15 protein-coding genes are annotated in these 16,825 nt (G+C 71.5%); 5 read left to right on the forward strand and 10 right to left on the reverse strand.

The annotated features are described in order from the left end of the window. Positions 1-216: 216 nt before the first annotated feature. Entirely contained in the window at positions 217-888 is a 672-nt protein-coding gene (gene nucS, locus ABZZ17_RS14095) for an endonuclease NucS (protein WP_356875545.1), read from the forward strand. A gap of 67 nt (positions 889-955) precedes the next feature. On the opposite strand, the gene ABZZ17_RS14100 is transcribed toward nucS, so the two are convergent. The 4 genes from ABZZ17_RS14100 to ABZZ17_RS14115 form a co-directional block, all read right to left on the reverse strand. Further along, positions 956-3,736 carry an ATP-binding protein gene (locus ABZZ17_RS14100; RefSeq protein ID WP_356875736.1) on the reverse strand — a complete coding sequence of 927 codons (2,781 nt, stop codon included), beginning with the start codon at positions 3,734-3,736 and terminating at the stop codon, positions 956-958. Positions 3,737-3,994: 258 nt separating this feature from the next. Next, entirely contained in the window at positions 3,995-4,636 is a 642-nt protein-coding gene (locus tag ABZZ17_RS14105; protein WP_356875547.1) for a LysE family translocator, read from the reverse strand. 109 nt (positions 4,637-4,745) lie between these two features. Beyond that, positions 4,746-5,069 (reverse strand): STAS domain-containing protein, encoded by a 324-nt coding sequence (locus ABZZ17_RS14110; RefSeq protein ID WP_281209083.1) that lies wholly within the window; start codon positions 5,067-5,069, stop codon positions 4,746-4,748. Positions 5,070-5,226: 157 nt separating this feature from the next. Beyond that, a complete protein-coding gene (locus tag ABZZ17_RS14115; RefSeq protein WP_356875550.1) occupies positions 5,227-6,075 on the reverse strand; it encodes a 3-hydroxyacyl-CoA dehydrogenase family protein in 849 nt (282 codons plus the stop codon). A 237-nt stretch (positions 6,076-6,312) separates the two neighbouring features. On the opposite strand from ABZZ17_RS14115, the gene ABZZ17_RS14120 reads away from it, so the two are divergent. Then, on the forward strand, positions 6,313-6,885 hold the full coding sequence (locus ABZZ17_RS14120) for a cob(I)yrinic acid a,c-diamide adenosyltransferase (protein ID WP_356875552.1): 573 nt from the start codon (positions 6,313-6,315) through the stop codon (positions 6,883-6,885). Here the strand turns inward: ABZZ17_RS14120 and ABZZ17_RS14125 are convergent. After that, complete coding sequence (locus ABZZ17_RS14125) at positions 6,882-7,448, reverse strand: hypothetical protein (protein ID WP_356875554.1); 567 nt, start codon at positions 7,446-7,448, stop codon at positions 6,882-6,884. The genes ABZZ17_RS14120 and ABZZ17_RS14125 overlap by 4 nt on opposite strands. A 170-nt stretch (positions 7,449-7,618) precedes the next feature. Between ABZZ17_RS14125 and ABZZ17_RS14130 the strand changes: the two genes are divergently transcribed. From ABZZ17_RS14130 to ABZZ17_RS14140, 3 genes are all read left to right on the forward strand, one after another. Further along, positions 7,619-8,803, forward strand: coding sequence for a histidine kinase (locus ABZZ17_RS14130; protein ID WP_356875556.1), 1,185 nt, complete (start codon positions 7,619-7,621; stop codon positions 8,801-8,803). Then, positions 8,800-9,465 carry a response regulator transcription factor gene (locus ABZZ17_RS14135; protein ID WP_356875558.1) on the forward strand — a complete coding sequence of 222 codons (666 nt, stop codon included), beginning with the start codon at positions 8,800-8,802 and terminating at the stop codon, positions 9,463-9,465. Before ABZZ17_RS14130 ends, ABZZ17_RS14135 begins: the two co-directional genes overlap by 4 nt. 136 nt (positions 9,466-9,601) lie before the next feature. Continuing rightward, positions 9,602-11,497 carry a glycoside hydrolase family 18 chitinase gene (locus ABZZ17_RS14140; protein ID WP_356875560.1) on the forward strand — a complete coding sequence of 632 codons (1,896 nt, stop codon included), beginning with the start codon at positions 9,602-9,604 and terminating at the stop codon, positions 11,495-11,497. Positions 11,498-11,591: 94 nt separating this feature from the next. Here the strand turns inward: ABZZ17_RS14140 and ABZZ17_RS14145 are convergent, their stop codons facing one another. The 5 genes from ABZZ17_RS14145 to atpA all read right to left on the reverse strand — a co-directional run bounded on the left by ABZZ17_RS14145 (position 11,592) and on the right by atpA (position 16,710). After that, positions 11,592-12,038: a DUF2550 domain-containing protein gene (locus tag ABZZ17_RS14145; RefSeq protein WP_136215121.1), complete on the reverse strand. Its 447-nt coding sequence runs from the start codon at positions 12,036-12,038 to the stop codon at positions 11,592-11,594. Between the two features lie 188 nt (positions 12,039-12,226). Then, positions 12,227-12,598 carry a F0F1 ATP synthase subunit epsilon gene (locus ABZZ17_RS14150; protein WP_281209075.1) on the reverse strand — a complete coding sequence of 124 codons (372 nt, stop codon included), beginning with the start codon at positions 12,596-12,598 and terminating at the stop codon, positions 12,227-12,229. Positions 12,599-12,734: 136 nt separating this feature from the next. Then, positions 12,735-14,177, reverse strand: coding sequence for a F0F1 ATP synthase subunit beta (atpD, locus tag ABZZ17_RS14155; RefSeq protein ID WP_356875563.1), 1,443 nt, complete (start codon positions 14,175-14,177; stop codon positions 12,735-12,737). After that, positions 14,177-15,094 carry a F0F1 ATP synthase subunit gamma gene (locus ABZZ17_RS14160; protein WP_356875565.1) on the reverse strand — a complete coding sequence of 306 codons (918 nt, stop codon included), beginning with the start codon at positions 15,092-15,094 and terminating at the stop codon, positions 14,177-14,179. Before ABZZ17_RS14160 ends, atpD begins: the two co-directional genes overlap by 1 nt. A gap of 20 nt (positions 15,095-15,114) precedes the next feature. Next, positions 15,115-16,710, reverse strand: coding sequence for a F0F1 ATP synthase subunit alpha (atpA, locus tag ABZZ17_RS14165; RefSeq protein WP_356875567.1), 1,596 nt, complete (start codon positions 16,708-16,710; stop codon positions 15,115-15,117). Positions 16,711-16,825 lie beyond the last annotated feature (115 nt).

The raw sequence follows: 16,825 nt of genomic DNA on the forward strand, positions 1-16,825 counted from the left end.
TCTCCTCTCGTGACCCCGGCCGTTTGGGTTGCCGGAGTCTTACGGGCAGGGAAGGAGATCGCGACGCAGTGTGCACGTTCGACAACCTCCCGCTCACCACGGTAGGCGCCCACCGGGTACCGCACCAGGAGAATGCGCATACAACGCGCCATCGGCGAACGGGGCTTTCAGGGGCGAATCGCGTGGAGGCGCATCCGTCGAGTAGCGTTGCCGACCATGCGTCTCGTCATTGCCCGCTGCTCCGTCGACTACGCGGGCCGGCTCACCGCCCATCTGCCCTCGGCACCCCGTCTGATCCTCGTGAAGGCCGACGGCAGTGTCTCGATCCACGCGGACGACCGGGCGTACAAACCGCTCAACTGGATGTCGCCTCCGTGCACCCTCAAGGAGGGGAGCGGTGACGACGCGGGCGTCTGGACCGTCGTCAACAAGGCGGGCGAGAAGCTCATCATCACCATGGAGGAAGTCCTCCACGACTCCTCCCACGAGCTGGGCACCGACCCCGGGCTGATCAAGGACGGCGTCGAGGCGCACCTCCAGGAGCTGCTCGCCGACCGCATCGACACCCTGGGCGAGGGCTACACCCTGATCCGGCGCGAGTACATGACGGCGATCGGCCCGGTCGACATCCTGTGCCGGGACGCCTCCGGCGCGACGGTGGCCGTGGAGATCAAGCGCCGCGGGGAGATCGACGGCGTCGAACAGCTCACCCGCTACCTGGAGCTGCTGAACCGGGATCCGCACCTGGCCCCCGTCCGGGGCGTGTTCGCGGCCCAGGAGATCAAGCCGCAGGCGCGCGTGCTCGCGAACGACCGGGGCATGGACTGCGTGGTGCTCGACTACAACGCCATGCGCGGCATCGAGGACGACAAGCTCCGCCTGTTCTGACCCTTCCGACGCGTCTGCCGTTCGGCCCCCGAGCCCTGGCTCGGGGGCCGTCGGCGTTCTCGGGCGGCTACGTCGTCGTGGCCGTCGGGGAGTTGCCGGCCGCCGGGGCGCTGACGCTCGCGGGGGTCGTCGCCGGGGGCTCCGCCGTCCCGGTCGGCGGCAGCGGTTCCGTCGCGCTCTGGCTGGGTGTCGGGGTGCCCGGGTCGGGGGGCGTCGGGGTCGGGGTGGGCGTCGGCTTCGTCGGCGGCTGCGGCGGGTTCGGCTTGTTCGGGGAGGTCTCCGGGCGGCGCGGCGGGGTCGCCCGGGAGGTCGGGGCCTGGCCGGGTGCGGCGCCGCTCGGGGCGGGCTCGGGGTCGGCGGGGTCTGCGGGCGGGGGCGTCGTGCCCGGCTCGGGGGCGGGGTCGCTGCCCGTCGTGCCCGGGACCGCCGGCGGATCCGGCACCACGGGGGTCGGCGTCGAGGACACCGCGGGCTTCGCGGGCGCCTCCTCCTCCCCCGAGGTCAGGGCCAGGCCGATCACGGTGCCGAGCGCCGCCACCGTCAGCACCCCGGCCGCGGCCAGCAGCACGGTCTTGCGGCGGGACTCCGGGCCGGCGGCCGGGGCCGGCTGGGGCGCGGGGGCGGGGGCGGGGGCGGGCTTGGTGAGCGGCGGGAACGCGTCCTCGAAGACCGCCGACAGGGTCGTGGGGGCCGAGGGGGCGGAGCCGGGGCCGACGCTGCGGATCACGGGAGTGACCTGTGTGACGGCGTCCGTACCGGAGGGGCCGGAGGGGCGGGCAGGGCCGGAGGGGACCGGAGAGCCGGACGCCCCGGAAAGGGCCGGAAGACCGGTGGAGCCGGCGGGGCCAAAGGGGCCGGAGGTGCCGGAGGTGCCGGTGGTACCGGAGCTGCCGGACGGCCCGCGGGGCGGGGCGAGGCTCGGGAACGGCGTCAGGGCGGCGGCCGGTGCGGCGCCGGGCGCCGGTCTGGTCGCCGGCAGCGCCTTGGTTATCGCGGCGGACGGCGGGACGGGTCCGGCCGCGGGCAGCGGCCGGGTGGCCGCGCTCGGTCCGGCGGCGGGCAGGGCAGGGGGTACGGCGGAGCCCGGTCCGGCGGTGGGCAGGGCCGGGGGGACGGCGCCCGGCGCGGCCGCCGGGGGCTCCAGACGCAGCGGCGGGGAGGCCAGGGCCCCCGTCGCCTCCCGGTCGGTGACCAGGGCCAGCGCCCGGCGTCCGGCCACCGTTCCGCGCTTGTCCGCGAGCGCGCCACGCAGCCCGATGGAGGCCTCCAGCTCCGCGCGCGCCCGGTCGAGACGTCCCTCGCACAGCGCGAGCACGCCCAGCTCGTGGTGGAAGTACGCCTGCTCGGCGACCTCCCCGGCCTTGCGGGCGGCTTCGGCGCCCGAGCGCAGCACCCGCTCCCAGGCCTCCCAGTGCAGCGACGCCGCGAAGGCCGGGGCGGCCGTCCGGGCCAGGAGTACGGCGGCCACCACGTCGGCGCCCGCCAGGGCTGCCAGCACGGCGTCGGCCTCGGCCGCGACCCGCTCCGGGGTCACCGAGGCGTGGCCGGTCCACCAGGCGTAGTGCCGGGCGGCGGTCCTGGCCTCCTCGGTGGCGGTCTCCCCGTACCCGGCCTCCTCCAGCTGCCGTGCGACCCCCTCGGCGAGCCGGTACCGGGGCCCGACCGGGGTGATCAGCCCGCAGCCGAGGAGTTCCGCGACGGCGGAGTCGGCGTGCGTGTCCCCGACCAGCGCGGGCAGGTGGGCGTGGTGCGGGAGTTCCCCGCCGAGGGCGCAGGCGATCCGCAGGGCGGCCCGGGCGGACTCGCTGACCCGGGAGGCCAGCAGTTCGGCGGGGGCGGCGGCCTCGGCCAGGGTGGGCAGCGGCACGTGGGCGGGGTCGCGGGGGCGCTCCTCGAAGACCCCCGGTTCCTCGTCGTCGTCCTCGGCGGTGGGCCGGTTCAGCTCGTCGCGCTGGCGCAGCAGCGCGGCCGCCTGGACGAAGCGCAGCGGCAGCCCTTCGGAGGCGAAGCGCAGGTCCGCGGCCCAGGCGGTCTCCTCCTCCGTCAGCGCCCGTCCGGTGGCGGCCTCCAGCAGCAGGACGCAGTCGGCCTTGCCGAGCCCGCCGAGGAAGACCTCCTCCAGGTGCGAGTCGTCGGAGGGCGCCTTGGTGTCGGGGGTGGCGGCGAGCAGGTAGGCGCATTCGGGGGTGGCGCGAAGCAGCTCGTCGAGGGCGGTGCCGCCGAGTTCCAGGTCGTCGAGGAGCACGATGGCGCCGATCTCCCCGACCCGGGCGAGGAGTTCCGTGCGGTCGGGCCGTTCGTCGGCCGCGTCGTGGACGGCCGCGTACAGCGCGTACAGCAGTTCGCCGGGCTGGTGCTGCCCGTGGCCGCTGAGCCGGACGACGCCGTCCGGGGCGAGGCCCGCGCAGGCTTCGGCGACGGAGTCGAGGAGCGCGGTACGGCCCGAGCCGGCGGGCCCGGTGAGCCGTACGGAGCGCCCGCGGCCCAGCAGCCGGACCAGGCGCTCCCGCTCCTCGGCGCGCTCCATGAGGGGCCGGGCGGGCAGGGGCGGTCCGGGCAGTACGGGCGGCCGTGCGGCGGCGTCGCGGGCGGCGCGGGCGGCCGCGGCGCGCTTGGCGGGGCGGCCCTTCGGCGTGCCGGGGCGACGGGGCTCGATCTCGCTGCCGTCGACCGGGTTCACGGTGAGGGTGAAGGGGCCGGCGGTCAGTGTGACGACGCGTGCGGGCGCCGTGGCGGCCCGGCCGCCCGGCCCGCCCTCCGGCTGCCCTGCCGCCGGCTGTGCTGCCGGCGACTGTGCTGTCGGCGTCTGCCCTGTCGGCGACTGTGCTGCCGGCGGGCCTGCCGGCAGTGCCCGGGTCTGCCCCGTGGGCTGTTCGTCCCGATCGGACTGCCCCTGTGTACGGTCCATGACCAAGTCCCCCGATCGCGTCGCGCGCGCCGCCGCCGTCATTACGTCCGGCCTTCGCTCACGCCGCTGTCGCTACTGGTCCGGTTTCCGCCCGAACCCTAGACCGTGGCCGGTCGCGCGGGAACCGCCGGGGTGCCTTCACCACCGGACCGTTACGATTTTCCGGCCGTCGGGCGGCGGCCGGCCGCCGCCCGTGTCTCAGTCCGTCCGCCCGGTCACGGCCACGGTGACGCCGAGGCCGATCATGGTGAGTCCGCCGGTCCCGCCGACCAGGGAGAGGCGTCGCGGTGAGCCCGCGAACCAGTCCCGGGTGGTGGCCGCGACCAGCCCCCACCCGCTGTCGGAGACGATCGCGATCAGGTTGAAGACCAGGCCGAGGACCAGCATCTGCGCCGGCACGTGTCCGGCGGCGCGGTCCACGAACTGGGGCAGCACCGCGGCGAAGAACACCATCGTCTTGGGGTTGGCCACGCCGACGACGAACCCCTCTCCCAGGGTCCGCAGGCTGCCGTGCGCCGCGGGTGCGTCGCCGGTGACGGCCGCGTGCAGTGCGCCGCGCTGCCTCCAGGCCTTGACCCCGAGGTACACGAGGTAGGCGGCGCCGATCAGCTTGAGCCCCGTGAAGATCAGCACCGAACGTTCGACGACCGCGCCGACGCCCAGGGCCACGGCCACGACGAGCACGTACGCGCCGAGCGTGTTGCCGAGGACCGTGGTGAGCGCGGCGCGCCGGCCCTGGGCCAGGGCCCGGCCGATGACGAACAGGACGCTGGGCCCGGGGATCACGATCAGCAGGAAGGACATGGCCGCGAAGGCCAGCAAGCGGTCGGTGGACACCATGCGGCCATGAAAGCGGAGCCGGCCGGAACGCGCAGCCCATTTCTCCGGCGCCGGCGGCCGGGCGCCCGCACGGAACGGGCCCCGGGGCGGGGTCACGCCCCGGGCACCGTCACACCCGGGGCAGGGACTCCGCTTCCAGCCCGCCCTCGATCGCGAGGATGCGGTGCAGCCGGGTCGCCACGAGGAGCCGCTGCATCTGGGCCGGGACCCCGCGCAGCACGAGGCGCCGCCCGGTCCGGCCGGCCCTCCGGTGCGCCCCCATGATCACGCCGAGTCCGGTCGCGTCCCAGGAGTCGAGTCCGGTCAGGTCGAGCACGAGGTCGCCGTGGCCGTCGTCGAGGGCACTGTGCAGGGCCGTACGGGCGTCCGCCGCGCTGCGCACGTCGAGGCGTCCCCCGACTGCGAGTTCGGCGTGGTCGCCCCTGATGTGCATGTGTACTCCCCGGCTGTACTGCGTACGTGTGGTCCGACTGACCCGTGGTCGGCAACTCTCACTGCAACTGACTGCCGCGCGGGCAGGGAAGTTGCCGACCGTGAGCGAACCGATACCTAATTCACCCCGGAGGGTGAAGGCATTCGAACGGTGGTGCTCAGTGCTTGTAGAAACCCTGGCCGCTCTTGCGGCCGAAGTCGCCCGCGTCCACCATGCGGCGCATCAGCTCCGGCGGCGCGAACTTCTCGTCCTGGGACTCGGTGTAGATGTTGCTGGTGGCGTGCAGCAGGATGTCGACGCCCGTGAGGTCGGCGGTCGCGAGCGGGCCCATGGCGTGGCCGAAGCCGAGCTTGCAGGCGATGTCGATGTCCTCGGCGGAGGCGACGCCCGATTCGTAGAGCTTCGCGGCCTCGACGACCAGCGCGGAGATCAGACGGGTCGTCACGAAGCCGGCGACGTCGCGGTTGACGACGATGCAGGTCTTTCCGACGGATTCGGCGAAGGCCCGGGTGGTGGCGAGGGTCTCGTCGCTCGTCTTGTAGCCGCGCACCAGCTCGCATAGCTGCATCATCGGGACGGGCGAGAAGAAGTGCGCGCCGACGACCCGCTCCGGACGCTTCGTCACGGCCGCGATCTTGGTGATCGGGATGGCGGAGGTGTTGGAGGCGAGCACCGCGTCGTCGCGGACCAGCTCGTCGAGGGCGCGGAAGATGTCGTGCTTGACCTCGAGCTTCTCGAAGACGGCCTCGACGACGATGTCGGCGTCGGCGACCGCGCCGAGGTCGGTGGTCGTGGTGATCCGGCCCAGGGCGGCCTCGGCGTCCTCCGCCGTCAGCTTGCCCTTGGCCACGAACCGGTCGTACGAGGCCTTGATCCCGTCCGTTCCGCGGGTCAGGGCGGCGTCGGTGACGTCACGCAGGACGACGTCCCAACCCGCCTGAGCGGAGACCTGAGCGATCCCGGAACCCATCAGTCCGGCACCGATGACGGCGAGCTTCCCAGCCACTGCACACCCCTCGTTCTCTCACTACGGCCCAGTCTCGTAGCCTCTCCGGCGGAGACTAGCGTCCGTGAGGGGCGGTGTGACCGCGAAGTAACACGCGTCACGTCTCAGATGACGGACATCACACTGGTACGGCCCAGCACCCCTGCACAGCCCCCCAGTTCAGGCGCGGTCCGCCCGGGAGCACCGCCCCGTGGCCTGCGCCGGGCCCCTGCGCCCCGGCCCGTCTACCCTGGCCGCATGGTGAACCTCACGCGCATCTACACCCGTACCGGCGACAAGGGCACGACGGCCCTGGGCGACATGAGCCGTACGGCCAAGACCGACCTGCGGATCTCCGCGTACGCCGACGCGAACGAGGCCAACGCGGCCATCGGGACGGCGATCGCGCTGGGCGCGCTCCCCGAGGAGGTCGTGAAGGTCCTGGTCCGGGTGCAGAACGACCTGTTCGACGTGGGCGCGGACCTGTGCACGCCGGTCGTCGAGGAGCCGGAGTACCCGCCGCTGCGGGTGGAGCAGTTCTACGTCGACAAGCTGGAGGCGGACTGCGACCTGTTCCTGGAGCAGGTGGAGAAGCTGCGCAGCTTCATCCTCCCCGGCGGCACTCCCGGCGCGGCCCTGCTGCACCAGGCCTGCACGGTGGTCCGGCGCGCCGAGCGCTCGACGTGGGCGGCGCTGGAGGTGCACGGCGAGGTGATGAACCCCCTGACGGCCACCTACCTGAACCGTCTCTCCGACCTCCTGTTCATCCTGGCCCGCGTGGCCAACAAGGAGGTCGGGGACGTGCTCTGGGTCCCGGGCGGCGAGCGCTAGCGCTCGCTCTTCACGAGGTCGGTCCCGGCGCCCGCCGGGGCCTTCTTCGGCCAGATCGTGTAGCAGGCGGCGACCAGGCCGTGGATGAAGACGATGCGCAGGGCGGCGCCCTGGTAGCCCGTGAGCGAGCTGGTGTCGCCCGCGTCGCCGACGTACCAGACGGCGGCCTGGAGCAGGCAGAGGGCCACGGCCGCCGCGAGGACCGTACGGACCCACAGCTTCCATTCGTGGCGGGCCCGTGCCATGCCGTGGCCGGCGCCGGCCGGCTTCGGTCCGCCGGCCAGCCGGTACGCGGCGTGGCCGTCGAGCCACTTCACCGTGTAGTGGCCGTAGGCGACCGTGTAGCCGATGTACAGGGCGGCCACGCCGTGCTTCCAGTCGGGGGCGGCGCCGTTCTTCAGGTCGAGGGTGGTGACGACCAGCAGGACCAGCTCCAGCAGCGGCTCGCAGAGCAGGACCGCCGCCCCCAGCCGGGGCATCTTCGCCAGGTACCGCAGGCCCAGACCGGCTGCCAGCAGGACCCAGAAGCCGACCTCACAGGCGATGATCAGCGCGACGATCACGGGGCTCTCCGTTCGTTCGTGTCCGGGATCTCCGGTGCCTTTCCAGCCTGTCGTCCGTCCGGGCCGGACGCGTCGTCTCCAGTGACGAAAGGCCGCTGCACCCTTCGATGTAGTCCGGGTTACGACCCGGTGGCGAGGCCCGCGGCCGTTCCAGCGTGTTGGATGGGACCGTGCCCCCGAAGCTGCCCCGCCCCCACCGCGACGACGTCCTGATCGCGCTGGTCAGCGTGCTCGCGGGCCTGCTGCTCTGGTCCCTCGGCGTACACAGCAACAACAGCCGGCACGGCTTCCCCGAGTGGGCGGCCCTGGTCCCGCTGCTGGCCATGGGCTCGATGGAGCTGCTGCGCCGTACGAACCCCGGGGTGACCCTGACCGTCGGCACGGCCGCGCTCGTCGCGGACCAGTTCACGGTAGGGAACCTGGCCACGGTCCTCATGTACACGGACCTGATGTACGCGGCCGCCCTCTACGGGCCACCCGCCCTGGCCCGCAGGCTCCCGGTCAGCACCGGCCTGGTCACCGTCGCCCTGACCATCGGCTCCGTCGCCTGGCTGCGCACCCCGCAGGCCCTGCTGATCGGCGTGGTCGCGGGCATCGTCAGCTTCGGCCCGGCCATGACCGGCGCCACCCTGCGCAACCACCGCGACGCGGCGAACGCGGCCCGGCTGCGCGCCGAGCAGACGGCGCTGCTGGCCGAAATGGACCGGTCGCAGGCGGTGGCCGCCGAGCGCGCCCGGATGGCCCGCGAGCTGCACGACATGGTGGCCAACCACCTCTCGGCGATCGCCATCCACTCCACCGCCGCGCTGTCCATCGACTCCCCCGCGACGAGCCGCGAGGCCCTCGGGGTGATCCGCGAGAACAGCGTGCAGGGGCTGTCCGAGATGCGCCGGCTCATCGGGCTGCTGCGCGACGCGGGCGCCGGGAAGGAGGCCGTCGCGGTGCCCACCCTCGACGGGCTGGAGGCGCTGCTGGCCCAGGCCCGGACGAACGGCGCCGCGAGCGGGCTGGACTTCGTCCTCCACGACGCCCGCCCGGCCGGGCAGTCGCTGCCCGCCCCGGTGGAGCTGGCGGCGTACCGGATCGTGCAGGAGTCGCTGACCAATGCCCTCAAGCACGCCGCCCCCGGCACCGTCACCCTCCGGGTGGCCTCGGCCGACGGACTGCTGTCCGTGGCGGTCGACTCCCCGTACGAGGGCCGCCACGGCCCCCGCGCCCCCGGGTCCGGGGCGGGTCTGATCGGCATGCGCGAGCGGGCCGACCTGCTCGGCGGAACGTTCACGGCGGGCCCGGCGGGGTCCGTCTGGCAGGTGCGGGCGACGCTGCCCGCCGAGGAGAGGGTCGTACCGGCATGAACCAGCGGCAGAAGATCCGGGTACTGGTCGCCGAGGACCAGAGCGCGGTGCGGGCGGGCCTCGTGCTGATCCTGCGCAGCGCGGGCGACATCGAGGTGGTGGGCGAGGCCGCCGACGGTGAGGAGGCCGTGCGCCTCGCCCGTGACATCCGTCCGGATCTGGTCCTCATGGACGTGCAGATGCCCCGCCTGGACGGGGTTTCGGCCACCCGGCAGGTGGTCGAGGAGGGGCTGGCGGACGTGCTCGTACTGACCACCTTCGATCTGGACGAGTACGTCTTCGGCGCGCTGCGGGCGGGTGCCGCCGGTTTCCTGCTGAAGGACGCCGACGCGGCGGAACTGATCGGGGCGGTCCGTACGGTGGCGCGCGGGGAGGGGCTGATCGCACCCGCGGTGACCCGGCGCCTGATCGCCGAGTTCGCGGCGCCGCGCGCACCGGAGCGCTCGGTACGGCCGGAGACGGCCGCGGCGGTGGAGTCGCTGACGCGGCGCGAGCGGGAGGTGCTCGGCGCCCTGGGCGCGGGTCTGTCGAACGCCGAGATCGCCGTACGCCTGGAGATGGCGGAGGCGACGGTGAAGACGCACGTCAGTCGGCTGCTGGGGAAGCTGGAGCTGCGCAGCCGGGTCCAAGCAGCCGTACTGGCGCAGGAGTTGGGGATCTAGACGGCTGCTGGAGGTGAGGTCTGGACCTCTTGACGGTTGGTCCAGACCTTTCTAGTCTCACCGAAACACTGTGGTGAGCGTGCCATGACAATCGTCGTGAAGAGGCGTGCTCACGGGCGGCGCAGGTCCCACCCCCATGTACCGGTCGGCCCCACGACCGGTACGGACCTACGGAGGAGCACCCTTGAGCACAGCACCCCCGCAACGCACCCGTCTGTTCAGAAGGCTGGCCGCCACGGTGGCCGCCTTCGCCCTGCCCATCGCCGGCCTCGTCGGCCTGGCCGGACCCGCACAGGCGGCCACCTCCGCGACGGCGACCTACACCAAGGCCTCCGACTGGGGCTCCGGCTTCGAGGGCAAGTGGACGGTGAAGAACACCGGCACCACCACGCTGACCAGCTGGACCGTGGAGTGGGACTACCCCGCCGGCACCAGGGTCACCTCCGCCTGGGACGCGACGGTCACCAGCGCGGGCAACCACTGGACCGCCAAGAACGTCGGCTGGAACGGCACCCTCACCCCCGGCCAGAGCGTCACCTTCGGGTTCAACGGCACCGGCACCGGCGCCCCCGCCGGCTGCAAGATCAACGGCGGTTCCTGTGACGGCGGCACCCAGCCCGGCGACGCCCCGCCCTCGGCCCCCGGCACCCCCACCGCCTCCGCCGTCACCGAGACCGCGCTGACCCTTTCCTGGCCGGCGGCCACCGACGACAAGGGCGTCAAGAACTACGACGTGTACCGCAACGGCGCCAAGCTCGCCACGGTCACGGGCACCACCTACGGCGACTCCGGCCTGACCAAGGGCACCACGTACGCCTACGCGGTCACCGCCCGCGACACCGCCGACCAGACCGGACCCCCCTCCGGCGAGCTCTCCGTCACCACCCCGGGCGGCGGCGGCACGGACCCGGGCGCCGGCTCCAAGGTCAAGCTGGGCTACTTCACGAACTGGGGCGTCTACCAGCGCAACTACCACGTGAAGAACCTGGTCACCTCCGGCTCCGCCGCGAAGATCACCCACATCAACTACGCCTTCGGCAACGTCCAGGGCGGCAAGTGCACCATCGGCGACTCCTACGCGGACTACGACAAGGCGTACACCGCCGACCAGAGCGTCGACGGCAAGGCCGACACCTGGGACCAGCCGCTGCGCGGCAACTTCAACCAGCTCCGCAAGCTGAAGGCCCAGTACCCCCACATCAAGATCCTGTGGTCCTTCGGCGGCTGGACCTGGTCCGGCGGATTCGGCCAGGCCGCCGCGAACCCGGCCGCCTTCGCCCAGTCCTGCTACGACCTCGTCGAGGACCCGCGCTGGGCCGACGTCTTCGACGGCATCGACCTCGACTGGGAGTACCCGAACGCCTGCGGCCTGACCTGCGACACCAGCGGCGCCGCCTCCCTGAAGAACATGATGCAGGCCATGCGCGCCAAGTTCGGCACGAACAACCTGGTCACCGCCGCCATCTCCGCCGACGGCTCCAACGGGGGCAAGCTGGACGCCGCCGACTACGGCGGCGCGGCCCAGTACGTCGACTTCTACAACGTCATGACCTACGACTTCTTCGGCGCCTGGGCGGCGCAGGGCCCGACCGCCCCGCACTCCCCGCTCACCGCCTACCCGGGCATCCCCCAGGACGGCTTCAACTCCGAGGCCGCGATCACCAAGCTCAAGGGCAAGGGCATCGCCGGATCCAAGCTCAACCTCGGCATCGGCTTCTACGGCCGCGGCTGGACCGGCGTCACCCAGGCGACCCCCGGCGGCACCGCCACCGGCCCGGCGCCGGGCACGTACGAGCAGGGCATCGAGGACTACAAGGTGCTCAAGGCCAGCTGCCCCAGCACCGGCACCATCGCCGGCACGGCCTACGCCAAGTGCGGCAGCAACTGGTGGAGCTACGACACCCCCGCCACGGTGGCCTCGAAGATGACCTGGGCCAAGCAGCAGGGCCTCAAGGGAGCCTTCTTCTGGGAGTTCAGCGGCGACACCACGAACGGTGAACTCGCCAACGCCATCCACACCGGCCTCCAGTGACCCCCGGCTGCCGGACCCGGTGAAAGACGAAGCCGGGGAGACGGGTCCGCCCCCGTCTCCCCGGCTTCTCCACGTGTACCAGGAGCCGCGGCCCTCAGGCCACGTTCACCCGCTGCCCCGGAGGCGCCGCCTCCAGCCAGGCCAGGAAACCAGTCAGCGCGTCCTCGCTCATCGCGAGCTCCAGGCGGGTCCCCCGGTGGGAACAGCCGAGCACGACGGCGTCGGACAGCAGGGCCAGCTCCTCCTCGCCCTCGGGGGCACGCCGGGCGAGCACCTCGATGGAGGAGCGCTCCAGGAGCCGGCGCGGCCGCGGGGAGTACGAGAACACCCTGAACCACTCGATCCGGTCACCGCTGTAGCGGGCCACCCCGTACACCCAGCCCTTGCCGGAGACGTCGGGCTCGTCCGCCACGCCCCAGCGCAGGCTGCAGTCGAAGGTCCCGCCGGACCGCTGGATCAGTCTGCGGCGCAGGCCGAACACAAACAGCCCGATCACCACCAGGGCTACGACCAGGCCGCTCACAAGCAGAGCGAGGAGCATCTTCACCGACCTCCTCGCTCATCGAAACACCGCACACGACCGTGCCCATCACCGGACAAGTCCGAGGACGGACGTACATCGCCTCAGCCGCGACCCGGTCTGGAAAATTCCAGAACGGACCGCGGCTGAGGTCTGCCGGCCCCCGGAGGTCGCCCTCCGGGGGCCGGCGGTGGAACTCCGACGGGCTGTCAGCCCGTTACGGCGCGCAGCCGGACATCGGCGCGACGTTCGGCGGCCGCGTCGGCCTCCGACTTCGCGCGCTCCAGTGCCCGCTCCGCCCGCTGGACGTCGATCTCGTCCGCGAGCTCGGCGATCTCGGCCAGCAGGGACAGCTTGTTGTCCGCGAACGAGATGAATCCGCCGTGCACCGCGGCGACGACAGTGCCGCCCTCGCTGGTACGGATGGTCACCGGGCCCGATTCCAGCACACCGAGAAGCGGCTGGTGACCGGGCATGACGCCGATGTCGCCGGACGTGGTGCGGGCGACAACAAGGGTGGCCTCGCCGGACCAGACATTGCGGTCCGCCGCGACCAGCTCGACGTGCAGCTCAGCAGCCAAGGTGGCTCCTCGGGTCACCACCCGGCGGGTCAGCCGGGTGTTGGGTCAAATTCTAATGGGCGTGGGGAGAGGGACGGGACGTACCCCGCCCCTCTCCTTCGTTCTTCGAAGACTGCGTTCCGCAGAACGCGGCCGACTAGGAGACGCCCAGCTCCTTGGCGTTGGCCTTCAGGTCCTCGATGCCACCGCACAGGAAGAACGCCTGCTCGGGGAAGTGGTCGTAGTCACCGTCGCAGATCGCGTTGAACGCGGTGATCGACTCGTCGAGCGGAACGTCCGAACCGTCCACACCGGTGAACTGCTTCGCCACGTGGGTGTTCTGCGACAGGAAGCGCTCGACGCGACGGGCACGGTGGACAACGAGCTTGTCCTCCTCGCCCAGCTCGTCGATACCGAGGATCGCGATGATGTCCTGGAGGTCCTTGTACTTCTGGAGGATCCCCTTGACGCGCATCGCCGTGGCGTAGTGGTCCGCCGCGATGTACCGCGGGTCGAGGATGCGGGACGTCGAGTCCAGCGGGTCCACGGCCGGGTAGATGCCCTTCTCGGAGATCGGACGGGAAAGAACCGTCGTCGCGTCGAGGTGGGCGAAGGTGGTCGCCGGCGCCGGGTCGGTCAGGTCGTCCGCGGGGACGTAGATCGCCTGCATCGAGGTGATCGAGTGACCACGGGTCGAGGTGATGCGCTCCTGGAGGAGACCCATCTCGTCGGCCAGGTTCGGCTGGTAACCCACCGCGGAGGGCATGCGGCCGAGCAGGGTCGACACCTCGGAACCCGCCTGGGTGTACCGGAAGATGTTGTCGATGAAGAACAGAACGTCCTGCTTCTGCACATCGCGGAAGTACTCCGCCATGGTCAGACCGGCCAGGGCGACGCGCAGACGGGTGCCCGGGGGCTCGTCCATCTGGCCGAAGACGAGCGCCGTCTTGTCGATGACGCCGGAGTCGGCCATTTCCTCGATGAGGTCGTTGCCCTCACGGGTACGCTCACCGACGCCCGCGAAGACCGACACACCGTCGTGGTTGTTGGCGACGCGGTAGATCATTTCCTGGATCAGAACGGTCTTGCCGACACCGGCACCACCGAACAGACCGATCTTTCCACCCTTGACGTACGGGGTGAGAAGGTCGATGACCTTGACGCCGGTCTCGAACATCTCGGTCTTCGACTCGAGCTCGTCGAAGCGGGGCGCCTTGCGGTGGATCGGCCAGCGCTCGGTGACGTTGGCGTTCTCCTCCGGGTAGTTCAGCACCTCACCGAGGGTGTTGAACACCTTGCCCTTGGTGAAGTCACCGACGGGGACGGTGATGCCCTCGCCCGTGTCGGTCACCGGGGCCTGGCGGACCAGGCCGTCGGTCGGCTGCATCGAGATGGTACGGACGACGCCGTCACCCAGGTGCTGCGCGACCTCGAGGGTCAGGGTCTTGAGCTTGCCGTCCTCGGCCGGGTCTGCGACCTGGACCTTGAGGGCGTTGTAGATGTCGGGCATGGCGTCGACGGGGAACTCCACGTCGACGACCGGGCCGATGACCCGGGCGACGCGGCCCGTGGCGGCGGCCGTCTCAACAGTGGTCGTCATTACTTGTCACTCCCCGCGGTCGCGTCAGCCATGGCGCTCGCGCCACCGACGATCTCGCTGATTTCCTGGGTGATTTCGGCCTGGCGGGCCGCGTTGGCAAGCCGGGAGAGGCTCTTGATGAGGTCTCCGGCGTTGTCGGTCGCCGACTTCATCGCGCGGCGGCGGGCGGCGTGCTCGGAAGCGGCCGACTGCAGCAGTGCGTTGTAGATGCGGCTCTCGACGTAGCGCGGCAGCAGGGCGTCGAGGACGTCCTCCGCCGACGGCTCGAAGTCGAACAGCGGAAGGATCTCGCCCTTCGCGCCGGACTCTTCTTCGCCCTTGTCGAGGCTGAGCGGCAGCATCCGGCCGTCGACCGCGTTCTGCGTCATCATCGACACGAATTCCGTGTAGACGATGTGCAGCTCGTCGACGCCGCCCTCGGCCGTGTCCTTCTCGATGGCTTCGATCAGCGGCCCCGCGACGCGCTTGGCGTCGGCGTACGCCGGGCTGTCGGTGAAGCCGGTCCACGAATCCGCGACCTTGCGCTCACGGAAACCGAAGTAGGCCAGACCCTTGCGGCCGACGATGTACGTGTCGACCTCCTTGCCCTCGCCGCGGAGCCGCTCGGTGAGCCGCTCCGCCTGCTTGATGGCGTTCGAGGAGTAGCCGCCGGCCAGACCGCGGTCGCTCGTGACGAGCAGGACCGCGGCGCGCACCGGCGCCTCGACCTCGGTGGTCAGGGCGTGCTTGGTGTTCGAACCGGTCGCCACCGCGGTCACCGCACGGGTGAGCTCGGTCGCGTACGGCATCGATGCCGCCACCTTGCGCTGCGCCTTGACGATGCGCGAGGCGGCGATCATTTCCATCGCCTTGGTGATCTTCTTGGTCGCCGTGACGGCACGGATGCGACGCTTGTAGACCCGGAGCTGCGCTCCCATGAGTCAGGTCCCTTCCGTCGTCACTTGGAGACGTTGACGGCCGGCGCGTCCTCGCCCAGGAGCTTGCCGTCCGAGGTCTCGAACTGCTGCTTGAAGCCGGCGATGGCGTCGGCGATCGACGTCAGGGTGTCGTCCGACATCTTGCCGCCGTCGGCGATGGAGGTGAGGAGGTCCTTGCGCTCACGGCGCAGGTGCTCCAGCAGCTCCGACTCGAAGCGACGGATGTCGCCCACCGGAACGTCGTCCATCTTGCCGGTGGTGCCGGCCCAGACGGAGACGACCTGCTCCTCGACGGGCATCGGCTGGTACTGGCCCTGCTTCAGCAGCTCGACCAGACGCTTGCCGCGCTCCAGCGAGGCCTTCGACGCGGCGTCCAGGTCGGAACCGAAGGCGGCGAACGCCTCCAGCTCACGGTACTGGGCGAGGTCCAGGCGCAGACGGCCGGAAACCTGCTTCATGGCCTTGTGCTGGGCGGAGCCACCGACGCGGGAGACCGAGATACCGACGTTCAGCGCCGGGCGCTGGCCCGCGTTGAACAGGTCGGACTCCAGGAAGCACTGGCCGTCGGTGATGGAGATGACGTTGGTCGGGATGAACGCCGACACGTCGTTCGCCTTGGTCTCGACGATCGGCAGACCGGTCATCGAGCCGGCACCCATGTCGTCGGAGAGCTTCGCGCAGCGCTCCAGCAGACGGGAGTGCAGGTAGAAGACGTCACCCGGGTAGGCCTCACGGCCCGGCGGGCGGCGCAGCAGCAGCGACACGGCGCGGTAGGCGTCGGCCTGCTTCGACAGGTCGTCGAAGATGATCAGGACGTGCTTGCCGGCGTACATCCAGTGCTGGCCGATGGCGGAACCGGTGTACGGCGCCAGGTACTTGAAGCCGGCCGGGTCGGACGCCGGGGCGGCGACGATCGTCGTGTACTCGAGCGCGCCGGCGTCTTCCAGGGCGCCGCGAACGGACGCGATGGTCGAGCCCTTCTGGCCGATGGCGACGTAGATGCAGCGGACCTGCTTGTTCACGTCGCCCGAGCGCCAGTTGTCGCGCTGGTTGATGATCGTGTCGACGGCCAGGGCGGTCTTGCCGGTCTGGCGGTCGCCGATGATCAGCTGTCGCTGGCCACGGCCGACGGGGACCATCGCGTCGATGGCCTTGTAGCCGGTCTGCATGGGCTCGTGGACCGACTTGCGGACCATGACGCCCGGGGCCTGCAGCTCGAGGGCGCGACGGCCTTCGGTCGCGATCTCGCCGAGACCGTCGATCGGGTTGCCGAGCGGGTCGACGACGCGGCCGAGGTAGCCCTCGCCGACGCCGACGGAGAGCACCTCGCCGGTGCGCTGCACCGGCTGGCCCTCCTCGATTCCGCTGAACTCGCCGAGGACGACGGCGCCGATCTCGCGCTCGTCGAGGTTGAGGGCGAGACCGAGGGTGCCGTCCTCGAACTTCAGCAGCTCGTTCGCCATGGCGGAGGGCAGGCCCTCCACCTTCGCGATGCCGTCGCCGGCAACGCTGACCGTTCCGACCTCCTCGCGCGAGGCCGCGTCCGGCTGGTACGACTGGACAAAGTTCTCCAGTGCGTCCCGGATCTCCTCCGGCCGGATCGTGAGCTCCGCCATCTGGGTTCCCTGCTCTCCTTGTTGGGCCTGAAGCTTCTTAGGGGTCTGGGGGCGACCCCCAGGAATCTTCTGCAAGTTCTGCACGGCCCAACCGGGCCGCTAGGAATGCTTTGTT

Origin of the sequence: Streptomyces sp. NPDC006512 (genome assembly GCF_040611935.1) — a bacterium.
GTDB lineage: Bacteria > Actinomycetota > Actinomycetes > Streptomycetales > Streptomycetaceae > Streptomyces.

Excerpts from the sequence above, each read along its gene's own strand:
- nucS (WP_356875545.1), top strand. The coding sequence starts at position 217 with ATGCGTCTCGTCATTGCCCGCTGCTCCGTCGACTACGCGGGCCGGCTC.
- ABZZ17_RS14105 (WP_356875547.1), bottom strand. The coding sequence starts at position 4,636 with ATGGTGTCCACCGACCGCTTGCTGGCCTTCGCGGCCATGTCCTTCCTG.
- ABZZ17_RS14110 (WP_281209083.1), bottom strand. The coding sequence starts at position 5,069 with ATGCACATCAGGGGCGACCACGCCGAACTCGCAGTCGGGGGACGCCTC.
- ABZZ17_RS14120 (WP_356875552.1), top strand. The coding sequence starts at position 6,313 with ATGGTGAACCTCACGCGCATCTACACCCGTACCGGCGACAAGGGCACG.
- ABZZ17_RS14135 (WP_356875558.1), top strand. The coding sequence starts at position 8,800 with ATGAACCAGCGGCAGAAGATCCGGGTACTGGTCGCCGAGGACCAGAGC.
- ABZZ17_RS14140 (WP_356875560.1), top strand. The coding sequence starts at position 9,602 with ATGTACCGGTCGGCCCCACGACCGGTACGGACCTACGGAGGAGCACCC.
- ABZZ17_RS14145 (WP_136215121.1), bottom strand. The coding sequence starts at position 12,038 with ATGCTCCTCGCTCTGCTTGTGAGCGGCCTGGTCGTAGCCCTGGTGGTG.
- atpD (WP_356875563.1), bottom strand. The coding sequence starts at position 14,177 with ATGACGACCACTGTTGAGACGGCCGCCGCCACGGGCCGCGTCGCCCGG.
- ABZZ17_RS14160 (WP_356875565.1), bottom strand. The coding sequence starts at position 15,094 with ATGGGAGCGCAGCTCCGGGTCTACAAGCGTCGCATCCGTGCCGTCACG.
- atpA (WP_356875567.1), bottom strand. The coding sequence starts at position 16,710 with ATGGCGGAGCTCACGATCCGGCCGGAGGAGATCCGGGACGCACTGGAG.